This window comes from Acinetobacter sp. YH16052, assembly GCF_013417155.1.
Taxonomy (GTDB): Bacteria; Pseudomonadota; Gammaproteobacteria; order Pseudomonadales; family Moraxellaceae; genus Acinetobacter.
In genome coordinates this window covers 114,354-125,931 of record NZ_VPEO01000007.1, presented here as the reverse complement: position 1 = coordinate 125,931, position 11,578 = coordinate 114,354, and the positions used below count along the sequence as shown (strand labels likewise).

The following is an 11,578-nucleotide window of genomic DNA, read 5'->3' as shown; positions in this document are numbered from 1 at the left end:
CCGATAAAGAGGCTTTTTTATTTTCAGATCAGGAATAAAAACTCGGATCAGGCACTTTTCCAGTCAGCACCCATTCCCCTACTTCCTGATATTTATAATCGATCGGATCATGCAAAGTCTGGGTGCGGACATTGCGCCAGAAACGGTCCAGATTGAGCTTGGCCGTGGTGGCCCGCGCACCCATCACCTGGAAAATATTCTGGGTAATATAAAGAGAGGTATTGGTTGCGGCAATTTTAGCTGTAGCAATGGCAACCGAGACTTCACCGCGCTGCTCAGCTGTTAAATTACTCCCCTCATCCCATGCTACTTGTAAAGTTTGAACCGCTTTAGCTGTTAGCAACCGTACGCCTTCTAGCTGTATATAGAACTCGGCAAAATGCTTCTGGGTAAAAGGATCATTCACTGCATCTTCTGCCAGTGATTTGGACCAGGCTTTTTGGGTCTGTACACCCTGTCTGGCGATTTCAAATGCCCCTTCTGCCACGCCCAAAAACAGATGTACGAAAATCAGCTGGGCAATCAAAGGCCGTAGACTGGAATACGGCGTACTCAGTGGACCCGGATTTAACAGCAATTCATCTTCATGAATTTTGACCTGCTCAAAATGGCTGGTACCACTGTCGGTCTGGCGCTGACCCATATTGTTCCAGTCGCCCAGAAAACTCACACCCTCTCGCCGGGTAGGAATCACCCCTATCAGCAATTTTCCTGCATCGTTATAGCCTGAACACAGCAACATATCTGAATCGATCGAACCCGAGCAGAAGCTTTTATCGCCATGAAAAATATATTCGTTTTCTGAAACTTTTGTGGCTGTGGTGCGATGGTCCAGCGGATTTAGAGTATTACCCCAGAACAGATCATTTTGGGCCGTCTGTTCAAACCACGGGCCATATTGTTCCGCTTGGGAAAATAATTGCACGGTCGCAATCAGCAAATGGTGAAAGCCATAGACATGCGCCAGTGAACTGTCGACTTGGGCCATAATTTGAATGGTTTTAAAAATGGTCTGCCAATCTGCCTCCTGACCGCCGTACTGTTTTGGAATGGACAGGCCAAGCAAGCCACTCTGGCGAATCAGGTCACGCTCGGCCTTGGGATTCCCCCCCTGTTTGTCCCGCTCTGCGGCAGTCAAAGCAAAAGTTTCAGCAAGTTTCTGGGCAATATCGACAGGAGACTGATTTAAATATGGGGATTGTGCATTCATTATTTTAACTCATGTTCAGCATGGAAACAGCTTAGCAGATCAGGGTACTGACCTATATCCGAAAGCATGCAGAGCTTATGACTGATATAAAAATACCGGCAGAATGCCGGTATTGGAACCGCTTGAATTTAAACTTTATTACGCTGTACCTCTGCGATCAGATGATCCACCACTTGCGGTTCAGCGAGGGTTGAAGTATCTCCCAGACTGTCTAGCTCATCGGCTGCAATTTTTCGCAGGATCCGGCGCATGATTTTGCCAGAGCGGGTTTTTGGCAAGGCCGGTGCCCAGTGCAAGGCGTCTGGTGTGGCCACTGGCCCAAGAATCTTGCGTACCCAGCTGACCAGTTCCCCACGTAATTGATCTGAACTGGCAACATCAGCCTGCAAGGTCACAAAAGCACAAATGCCCTGACCTTTAATATCATGCGGCATACCGACTACAGCGGCCTCTGCCACCGATTCATGCGCCACTAGTGCACTTTCAATTTCTGCTGTACCTAGGCGGTGTCCGGATACATTCAGGACATCATCGACACGGCCGGTAATCCAGTAGTAACCATCTTTATCACGACGTGCCCCATCCCCAGTGAAATAGGTACCGGGATAGGTGGAAAAATAAGCTTCGATAAAACGCTCCGGGTCTCCCCAAATGGTGCGCATCTGACCCGGCCAGGAATCCTTAATCACCAGATTGCCCTCAGCTTCACCCTCTAGTTCCTTGCCATCGGCATCGACAATAGCCGGTTGTACCCCGAAGAAAGGCCGTGTCGCAGAACCTGGTTTTAAATCAGTCGCACCCGGCAATGGCGTAATCATAAAACCGCCAGTTTCGGTTTGCCACCAGGTATCGATGACGGGACAGCGGCTTTCACCGACCACGGTGTAGTACCAGTTCCAGGCTTCCGGATTAATTGGCTCACCGACCGATCCTAAAATTCTCAGGCTGCTACGGTCACTTTCCCGTACAAAAGCATCGCCCTCACGCATCATGGCGCGGATCGCGGTCGGTGCAGTATAGAGAATGGTCACGTTATGCTTATCAACAATATGTCCAGTACGCGCCCAGCTTGGATATTGCGGCACACCTTCAAACATCACGGTGGTGGTACCATTCGAAAGTGGCCCATACAGTACATAGGAATGCCCGGTGATCCAGCCCACATCTGCGGTACACCAGAATACATCATCCTGCTTGATATCAAATGCTTCACGGAAGGTGCAATTCACATAGGTCAGATAACCGCCAGTGGTATGCATCACGCCCTTGGGCTTGCCGGTGGAACCTGAGGTATACAGGATAAACAGCGGATCTTCGGCATTCATCGGTTCGGGTGGACAGATGTCATTCACTGACATAATTTCCGTGTGATACCACAGATCACGTCCTTCCTGCATTTCAATTGGGTTACCGGTGCGGTGTACCACCATTACATTTTGAATCGAGTCTGTACCCGCCAGTTTCAGTGCTTCATCGACATTGGCTTTCAGTGGAATGGCCTTACCGCCGCGCATGCCGGAATCCGCAGTAATCACCATTTTCGCCTGACAGTCTTCAATCCGGCTGGCCAAAGAATCTGGCGAGAAACCACCAAATACCACGCAATGCACCGCCCCGATCCGGGCACAGGCCAACATAGCAATCGCAGCTTCAGAAACCATCGGCATATACAGCATGACCCGGTCGCCTTTCTGGATGCCATTTTTCTTCAGCACATTGGCAAAACGGCAGGTTTCATCATGCAGCTCGGCAAAGGAAATAATCTTGTGCCGCGAAGGATGATCCCCTTCCCAGATGATGGCCGGTTTATAAGGATGTTCTTTCAGGTGCCGATCCAGACAGTTGGCACTGACATTGAGCTGACCATCGGCAAACCATTCGATTTTAAAATCGTCTTTGTTAAAGCTGGTATTTTTGACTTGGGTAAAGGGCTTGATCCAGTCCAGACGTTGCGCCTGTTCTGCCCAAAATTTATCTGGCTGTTCTATAGAATATTGATAACGTTCAAAGTACTGGTCTTCGAGCGTACGTGCTGTTTTTTTAAATTCTTCGGGTACTGGATAGATCTCTTGCATAGGTCACTTCCTTGATTTTGTTCTATCTCATCACGAGAGGTTAATGCTGCGTTGTTGATTGTTTTTTATGCATAATGGCAGTATGGCCTGCTTATTTCGAATCCGGCAATCATGCTTTCGTCGTAGATTATTTATACAAATTCAATCAAAATAAACCACAACTTACAGTACAGAATCTTCTGCGCAACTGTGTATGATCTGTAGCACAGCCCTTAAAAATAAAATTGACCGCTTGTGGTTATTTCATCTGATTTAGCAGGATACGCTTTATGAAATCGCCTGAATCTCCCTACTTTAGCCCGCCTGCGCTGCCTGCATCGGATCATCCCCTTTCGATGAAAGGCCGCTTCGGACGCTTGAGCTTTATTGCCTGGTCGGCATTTCTGTATTTCATTTTTTTATTTGGCAGTATTGCACTGGGTCTCAGTATTGATATTGTGAATATTTCTACCCATTCTCTAGATCCCAACTGGCTGATTTCACTGCAAGGCTTGGCCAGTATCGGTGTGCTGATCATGGTTCTGGTCTATGTATATTTCGCTTTAGTGGTGACTGTTCGCCGTTTGCATGATATGAACCGCAGTGGCTGGTGGGCACTATTATTTTTACTGCCGCTAGTAAACATTTTTGTATGGCTTTATATCGTTTTTGGTTCGGGCGATCGAGGCACTAATCAGTATGGTCCGGCACGGATCACCTTGCTCTGGGAAAAAATTCTGGCCTGGCTGATGATTATCTTGACCTTGCTTAGCCTGTTGGGATCTATCGCTTTATTCAGTTATATGAGCGGTGAAGAACAAACACCTACCCCCACGGAAATGATGCAAAAAACCACCAAATACTTTTAACAACAGCGCCGTTATTTTTAGAAAATATCCACTGGTGACTTCGAGTCCTTATTAATTTTTTGCTGAACATCAGGCAAAATAGGCAAAATTTGAATTGTGGAATTTTTGTGGCAGAGCAAAACAATACCTTAAGCCAGGTAACTGAGGGCACTACGGAGTTGTTACATCAGGCAACTGAAAAAACGACTCAGACCGTGATTGAACATACCGCCAAGTATAATGATGCCTACAGCACCATTGACAAGATCATGGAAGGTTTCTGGGAACGTGTGCCTTATTTCTGTATCGCGCTAATCGTAATTACGATTTTCTGGTTACTCTCCAAAGTCTTCAAGTTTTTCGTACGTAAAACTTTGGAAAACCGCTCTTATACCCGTCAGAATCTGGTGTTGGTACTCAACCGTGTCGGCAGTACCTTTATTATTTTCTTTGGTATTCTGATTGGACTGGTGATTGCGGTTCCTGGCTTTACCCCGGGTCAGCTGATGAGTGCCCTCGGAATTGGTTCGGTCGCGATCGGTTTTGCCTTCAAGGATATTTTCCAGAACCTGCTCTCTGGTGTGCTGATTCTTCTCAGTGAACCGTTCAAGATTGGCGACGATATTATCGTGAATGGCATGGAAGGTACCGTTGAAGATATCCAGATTCGTGCGACCTTTTTACGCTCACCGGATGGCCGCCGTATCGTCATTCCAAACGCGACCGTCTACACCAGTGCGGTTACGGTGAATACCGCCTATACCCGTCGCCGCTGCGAATTCGTCGTGGGTATCGGCTATGAAGATGACATCCAGAAAGCCAAAGACCTGATCACCGCTATTTTAGATAAAGATCCGACTATCCTGAGCCAGCCAGGCTTTAGTGTCAACGTAACGGCACTAGCTGACTTTTCTATTACCCTAAAAGCCTTCTGGTGGGTCGATACCACTGAAACCGGCACCGGAACCTCAATCAGTGCGGTGCAGGAACGGGTAATTCAAGCTTTTGCCGAGCATAATATTTCAATTCCGTATCCGGTACAGGAAGTCAAAGTCTATCGTGGCGAGGGTAATGAAGAAGCTTCAGCCCGCGCTAAACAGTCGACCTAAAACATAGGGAATCACGGTTTCTGTACGGATAATACGGTTACCCAGACTCACAGCCTGGCAGCCGTTTTTTATGAGTAAATCGACTTCATATGGAATAAATCCGCCTTCCGGACCGATAACAATCGTACAGGGATGATCAATAGCAAATGGCATCGCCTGCTCTGCATAAGGATGTGCCACATAAGCCGGACAATCCGTACCAATCAAACCCGGCAAGATATCTTCAACAAAGGGCTTAAAACGTTTATACAGCTCGATTTTCGGAGCAACCGTATCCCCTGCCTGTTCCAGTCCCAGCTCGATATAATGATTTAACTGCTGTAAAAATGGAGTTTGCCAATAGCTTTTATCGACACGGTAGCTATGTAGTAAAATGATTTTTTCAACGCCCAAGGTGACACTGTCCATGATCAGACGGCGCAGCACTTTCGGACGTGGCAAGGCCACGATTAAAGTCACTGGCAATTTTTCCGGAACAGTTTCTTGTTGCAGCGGTTTCAAGCGCACTGCTTTTTCAGAAATTTCGACAATCTCAGTCAGGTAACGCTGACCTTCCCGAATTCCGACTTTTAAAGTATCTCCCACCTGAATCTGTAGATGCTGCTGCAGATGTTCCAGTTGCCTAGTTGAGCTAATCGACCAGAATTCAGCTTCGGTTTGACGTGGATCAAGCAGGACGATATTCATAATGATCAAGTTCAAAAAAATAAGAAGTGAAGAGTTAAAAGATGAAAAAAATAAGGTTTCTGACCAGACTATAATTACAATCAGCTATCACGATTGGTGGCAGGGATGCCGCCCGTATCACTGAGGGATAAGGACATCCCTTCAGTGATACAAAAGATTTTTGCTACTTTTCATCTCTGAAAAGTAGGTATCCCCTACGAATGAATATTTCGATCAAACATGATAAATGAGGGAATGACCAAAAATTATAAATACTGATCAATCACCTGAATATGCTTAGCAAGCGATCCCGTATTTAACTGCATAATTTGCTGTGCTGCTGCATTCAATTTTTCCGCCTTGACCTGATCTCGTAAAAGTTCCAGTAATATATCTGTAGCCTGCTGGGCATCCTGCACTACTGCGACTGCGTCTGCCTGAACAAATTCATCCACGATGGTCTGAAAATTAAAATAGTTTTTGCCTAAAACAGTCGGCACATTCAGCGCAATCGGCTCCAGAATATTATGTCCACCACCTGGCTCGTTCAACGAACCACCGACATAACAGGCCTGGCTAAAAGCATACCAAAGCCACATTTCACCCATAGAGTCGGCCAGATAAACTTGGGTATCTGCTTCAATACGTTGCCCTAAACTACGACGCTGGATTTTTAATCCCAAAGACTGTACGGCCTGAAATACCTCATCAAAACGTTCCGGATGACGCGGCACCACAATACAGACCAACTTGGGATCAGCCTCTAAAGCAGCTTTTAAAGTACTCAGAATTTCTTTTTCTTCAGGAGCATGAGTACTGGCCAATGTGATCACTTTACGACCTGATAACTGCCACTCCTGTTTCAACTGACCTGCCTGCTGGATAAAGCGCTCGGGCGCAGTAATATCAAATTTGATATTGCCCAAAACCTGGGTTTTTTCGGCTGCGATTCCTAACTGAATATAACGCTGCTGAGTAGCAGCATCCTGTGCCAAAAGACTAGTTAAATTCTTGAGCATGCCACGGGTCAGACCTTTGACCTTGGCATAGCCTCTGGCGGATTTTTCAGAAAGTCGGGCATTCAGCAGCAAACAGGGCACCTTAAAATCCGGTGCCTGATCCAGCAGATTCGGCCAAAGTTCAGTTTCCATCAGCAATAAAAGTTTCGGCTGATATTTTTGATAAAACTCACGAATTAAAGTTTTCTGGTCAGCAGGCAAATACACGGCTTGAAATAAATCGAGATAAGGCGCTTTTAAAAAAAGTGATTTAGCGCGTGCCTGACCGGTTTTGGTGGTATTGGTGACCAGCACCGAATGGCCAAGTTTTAAATAATGTTCAATTAACGGTTGGGCAGCATTGGTTTCACCCACCGACACCACATGAAACCAGATGGCATGCAGGTTTTTGGGTGGCTGAAACGGGCCAAAACGTTCTGTCAGTTCTTGTTGTAATTGTTCAGGATCGGTCGCACGTTTACGGATACGCGATTGATATAAGGGTTTAACCAGCGCCAAGGCTGTGTTATACCAAAATGGAGTGGCCACATTGCGCCCCTGTCCAAAGATTCAATGGGCAGAATATAGCAGAGCCACATCAACATGTTAATCAATGTGGCTCATTTTTAGATTATTCTACTGTAGTTAAAGCTTCTGCTTCAGCCAATGTCGGATAATCAATATAGCCTTCCGCGACATTGGTTCCGATCATATTTTCCAGCTTCAGTTCATTCAATGGTGCATCTTCGAGCAGACGTTCGTATAGATCCGGATTGGCAATATAAGCCTTACCAAAAGACACCGCTTCGGCCTTGCCTGAAGCCAGTAATTCAATGGCATCTTCACGGCTGAGGCGCATATTGGCAATATACGGCACACCATTTGAGCGCTGTTTCATATAGTCCGAAATGCTGTCTTCCGCCAGATATTCACGGGTAAAGAAAAATGCGATCTGACGTTTGCCCAATTGCTCCATCACATAACCAAATGTTTCACGTGGATCATTATCTCCCATGTCGTGTTCATCGCCACGCGGTGCTAAATGAATTCCGACACGGTCTGCACCCCAGACTTCAATCAGTGCATCCATAACTTCCAGCAGGAAACGAGCACGGTTTTCAACCGAACCACCGTATTCATCTTCACGCTGGTTGGTTTTGCTTTGCAAGAACTGGTCAATCAGATAACCATTGGCAGCATGTAATTCAACACCATCAAAACCGGCCTCTTTAGCACGAATCGCGGCTTGCTTATATTGCTCGGTAATCGCGTGAATTTCAGAAACTTCCAAAGGACGTGGCGTAACGTATGGACGTTTTGGACGTAACAAGCTGACATGACCCGCCTGTTGTACTGCACTTGCAGAGACTGGTGTTTCACCATTTAACAGATCCGGATGCGATACACGACCAACATGCCAAAGCTGGGCAACAATCAGACCCCCCTTCTCATGAACCGCTTGAGTAACCTTTTTCCAGCCTTCGACCTGAGCATCGGTAAACAATCCTGGAGTATTTAAATAGCCATTGGCTTCTTCAGAAATCACTGTGGCTTCAGAAATAATCAGGCCAGCACTTGCACGTTGCGCATAGTATTCAACCATCATTGGGGTTGGAACGCGATCAGCAGTTGCGCGGTTACGGGTCAGCGGCGCCATGATGACACGGTTTTTAAGCTCTAACGCACCGAGCGTTAAAGGAGAATTTAATTCAGCCATCGTTACTCCCACCTGTTAAAGGTGTTGTTGTAGGTGTTCGATAAATTGTTGAATCAAAGTTTCATTGCGGGAGAAATATGACCACTGTCCATGCTTGGTCGCAGTGATCAGGCCAGTCTGCTGTAACACCGACAGGTGATTGGACATGGTGGACTGGGAAACCTGGCCCAAACGTTCAATTTGACCTGCACAGACCCCACGTTGAAAGCCACCACACTCTTCCGCAGACAGATATTGCTCCGGAGATTTTAACCACTCCAGAATTTGTCGACGGGTCGGATTGGCTAAGGCTTTAAAAATTAGATCAAGGTCCATAGGCACATCACAATCAGTGGCGCAACGAAACTTTATTCAGCATCTGCGACCATTATATCGTATTTTTACGATTTATATATCGAATAATTTAGATATAAGAGTCACAATCTGTACAAGCTTGGTTACGCCAGCTATTTAAACAACTTCTTACAAGCCCTGTTTCAAGCTTGCTTCGATAAATTTGTCCAGATCACCGTCCAGAACTGCGCCAGTATTGGAATTTTCCACACCTGTACGCAAATCCTTAATACGTGAATCATCCAGGACATAAGAACGGATCTGACTACCCCACCCAATGTCAGACTTGGAATCTTCCAGTGCTTGTGCCGCTTCGTTACGTTTGCTCATCTCGAGCTCATAAAGTTTGGCACGTAACTGCTTCCAGGCGTGGTCACGGTTGGCATGTTGTGAACGCTGGTTCTGACAGGCCACCACAATTCCGGTCGGTGCATGGGTTAAACGCACGGCAGAATCTGTTTTGTTAATATGCTGACCACCCGCCCCTGATGCACGGTAAGTATCGGTACGAACATCGGACGGATTGATTTCAATTTCGATATTGTCATCTACTTCAGGTGAGACAAACACGGCAGAAAATGAGGTATGACGACGGTTGCCCGAGTCAAAGGGGGACTTACGCACTAAACGGTGTACACCAGATTCGGTACGTAACCAGCCATAGGCATACTCACCTTCCACACGAATCGTCGCAGATTTAATCCCGGCAACATCGCCATCAGATTCTTCCATCACTTCTGCTTTAAAGCCATGACGTTCAATCCAGCGTAGATACATACGTAGCAACATAGACGCCCAGTCCTGTGCTTCTGTACCGCCTGAACCAGCTTGAATTTCAAGATAGCAAGGGTTTGGATCCATCGGATTATTGAACATACGGCGAAATTCAAGCTTGGCCAGTTCTTCTTCAGCCGTGCTCAGTTCAGCCTGTACGTCTTCTAGCAAGCTTTCATCATCCGCTTCAACCGCCAGATCAAGCAAAGCCTGTGCATCTTCAAGCTGGGTACTTAAGCGATCCAGCACATTTAATACATTTTCAAGCTCGCCTTTTTCTTTGGCCATTGCTTGAGCACGACTCTGATCATTCCAGATCGTTGGATCTTCTAATTCACGCAGGACTTCTTCTAAACGCTCTTTTTTCAGATCGTAGTCAAAGATACCCCCGTAGTGTTTGACCACGTTCGTTTAAGTCTTTTAATTGGTTTAGATACGGATTAATTTCCACGTGAATTACTCTCAATCAAAATTAGGCACAAAATTCTTAGCCCGATATTATAGCACAGTCTATTTCCGCTATTTTAACGATCCATTCAGTCTAAAGCTCGAATATCTTGAGCATTTAGACCTGTATTTCCCTCATCCAATTTTCAACATCTCATAGACTCTTTTGCGTCTTTTTATCCGAAATTTTTATCGACTTTTTAGCCCCGTTTTATGACCGAAATATAATTTTGCAATTGATTTTATAATTTAGGATTTCTTATTGTTCTGTATAAAAAATCAGCGAATTCAATAGATTCCACAATATCTACACACTTTTAATAAAACACTACATTATAAATTTAATTTTATTATTCAGTCACTTGTTCACCAAAAATTACACAAGATTACGCTATTCACATTACTGTAACTTTCCTTTGATTGACGATCTTTGGAATTACTCTAGACTGAAAGTTGTAACAAAAAGTGTAATGTTTTTAACTCACGATTTGAGGGGTAGTAACCATGAAAAAATTAGCGATTGCTTCGGCACTACTTTCAGCAATAGCAATGACTGGTACAGCAGCACATGCTTACCAAGCAGAAATTGGTGCATCAGCAGGAGTGTTTGATCCTGACAACGATGGAACTAGCGGTTCTTTCGGCGTTGATGGTACATATTACTTCAATCCAGTTCAAACACGTAATGCACCATTAGCAGAAGCAGCATTCCTTGATCGTGCTAGCAACGTGAGTGCGCAATATCAATATAATGAAATTGGTGATTCTGAAGCGCATCGTTATGGCGTAGGTGCAGAGTACTTCGTACCGAATTCTGACTTCTACTTAAGCGGTAACGTCAATGGCCATGATCTGCAAGACAATGATGATGTAGAAAATGATTTAACCACCTATGCAGCTGAAGTCGGTTATCTGCCAGCGCCAGGTCTATTGATTGCGGCGGGTGTAAAAGGTTGGGATAACGACAATGATGATGGCGTAGATCCAACATTGCGTGCTAAATATGTCACTACACTTAGCAACGGTAAAGATATCAACCTGGAAGCAGGTGCAGCGTTTGGTGATTTAGATGAATACAATCTGGCAGCAGATTATTTCATCGACAAAACCTTGAGTGTCGGTGCTGATTATCACAACAATGATATTACCGACAAGAGCGAATTTGGTATCAATGCACGTAAGTTCATTAACCAGCAAGTGAGCTTAGAAGGCCGTGTCGGCTTTGGTGAACAGTTTAACAATGACTACAATACCTTTGGTGTAGCAGCGAAGTACCGCTTCTAATCTAAAACCAAAAATTAGGCATTCATAGAAAACCCATCCTCGGATGGGTTTTTTTATTGCACTCTTAACAAGCATTTAGGTATTTTTGCACATTGACGGGGAGAATATAAACTGTACAATTTGTTACAACTGTTCATC

The 11,578-nt window shown here is 45.4% G+C and carries 10 protein-coding genes; 3 read left to right on the top strand and 7 right to left on the bottom strand.

The genetic code is table 11. The features are described 5' to 3' along the window. Positions 1-28: 28 nt before the first annotated feature. Together FTV42_RS06995 and acs are read right to left on the bottom strand one after the other, a co-directional pair. Positions 29-1,210 carry an acyl-CoA dehydrogenase family protein gene (locus tag FTV42_RS06995; RefSeq protein WP_180038211.1) on the bottom strand — a complete coding sequence of 394 codons (1,182 nt, stop codon included), beginning with the start codon at positions 1,208-1,210 and terminating at the stop codon, positions 29-31. A gap of 128 nt (positions 1,211-1,338) precedes the next feature. Next, a complete protein-coding gene (gene acs / locus FTV42_RS06990; RefSeq protein WP_004647260.1) occupies positions 1,339-3,285 on the bottom strand; it encodes an acetate--CoA ligase in 1,947 nt (648 codons plus the stop codon). Positions 3,286-3,554: 269 nt separating this feature from the next. Here acs and FTV42_RS06985 point away from each other — a divergent pair, with 269 nt between their 5' ends. Together FTV42_RS06985 and FTV42_RS06980 are read left to right on the top strand one after the other, a co-directional pair. Then, complete coding sequence (locus tag FTV42_RS06985; RefSeq protein WP_180038209.1) at positions 3,555-4,133, top strand: DUF805 domain-containing protein; 579 nt, start codon at positions 3,555-3,557, stop codon at positions 4,131-4,133. Positions 4,134-4,240: 107 nt separating this feature from the next. Further along, positions 4,241-5,221, top strand: coding sequence for a mechanosensitive ion channel family protein (locus tag FTV42_RS06980; RefSeq protein WP_004281355.1), 981 nt, complete (start codon positions 4,241-4,243; stop codon positions 5,219-5,221). On the opposite strand, the gene FTV42_RS06975 is transcribed toward FTV42_RS06980, so the two are convergent. The 5 genes from FTV42_RS06975 to prfB form a co-directional block, all read right to left on the bottom strand. Further along, complete coding sequence (locus FTV42_RS06975) at positions 5,195-5,908, bottom strand: 16S rRNA (uracil(1498)-N(3))-methyltransferase (RefSeq protein ID WP_004281353.1); 714 nt, start codon at positions 5,906-5,908, stop codon at positions 5,195-5,197. The two genes, FTV42_RS06980 and FTV42_RS06975, sit on opposite strands and share 27 nt — an antisense overlap. Positions 5,909-6,153: 245 nt before the next feature. Continuing rightward, entirely contained in the window at positions 6,154-7,434 is a 1,281-nt protein-coding gene (locus FTV42_RS06970) for a 3-deoxy-D-manno-octulosonic acid transferase (RefSeq protein WP_004281351.1), read from the bottom strand. 82 nt (positions 7,435-7,516) lie between these two features. Continuing rightward, entirely contained in the window at positions 7,517-8,602 is a 1,086-nt protein-coding gene (locus FTV42_RS06965) for an alkene reductase (RefSeq protein WP_180038207.1), read from the bottom strand. A gap of 15 nt (positions 8,603-8,617) precedes the next feature. After that, entirely contained in the window at positions 8,618-8,917 is a 300-nt protein-coding gene (locus tag FTV42_RS06960; protein ID WP_004281346.1) for a helix-turn-helix transcriptional regulator, read from the bottom strand. 147 nt (positions 8,918-9,064) lie between these two features. Beyond that, a protein-coding gene (gene prfB / locus FTV42_RS06955; RefSeq protein ID WP_101627160.1) for a peptide chain release factor 2 occupies positions 9,065-10,160 on the bottom strand; the annotation gives its coding sequence in 2 pieces (ribosomal slippage) (positions 9,065-10,087 and positions 10,089-10,160; 1,095 coding nt in all). Between the two features lie 500 nt (positions 10,161-10,660). Here prfB and FTV42_RS06950 point away from each other — a divergent pair. After that, positions 10,661-11,440: a putative porin gene (locus FTV42_RS06950; RefSeq protein ID WP_004281341.1), complete on the top strand. Its 780-nt coding sequence runs from the start codon at positions 10,661-10,663 to the stop codon at positions 11,438-11,440. Positions 11,441-11,578 lie beyond the last annotated feature (138 nt).

Bases quoted from the DNA above. Each gene is read 5' to 3' on its own strand.
- FTV42_RS06975 (WP_004281353.1), bottom strand. From the start codon at position 5,908: ATGAATATCGTCCTGCTTGATCCACGTCAAACCGAAGCTGAATTCTGG.
- FTV42_RS06985 (WP_180038209.1), top strand. From the start codon at position 3,555: ATGAAATCGCCTGAATCTCCCTACTTTAGCCCGCCTGCGCTGCCTGCA.
- FTV42_RS06995 (WP_180038211.1), bottom strand. From the start codon at position 1,210: ATGAATGCACAATCCCCATATTTAAATCAGTCTCCTGTCGATATTGCC.
- FTV42_RS06960 (WP_004281346.1), bottom strand. From the start codon at position 8,917: ATGGACCTTGATCTAATTTTTAAAGCCTTAGCCAATCCGACCCGTCGA.
- acs (WP_004647260.1), bottom strand. From the start codon at position 3,285: ATGCAAGAGATCTATCCAGTACCCGAAGAATTTAAAAAAACAGCACGT.
- FTV42_RS06965 (WP_180038207.1), bottom strand. From the start codon at position 8,602: ATGGCTGAATTAAATTCTCCTTTAACGCTCGGTGCGTTAGAGCTTAAA.
- FTV42_RS06950 (WP_004281341.1), top strand. From the start codon at position 10,661: ATGAAAAAATTAGCGATTGCTTCGGCACTACTTTCAGCAATAGCAATG.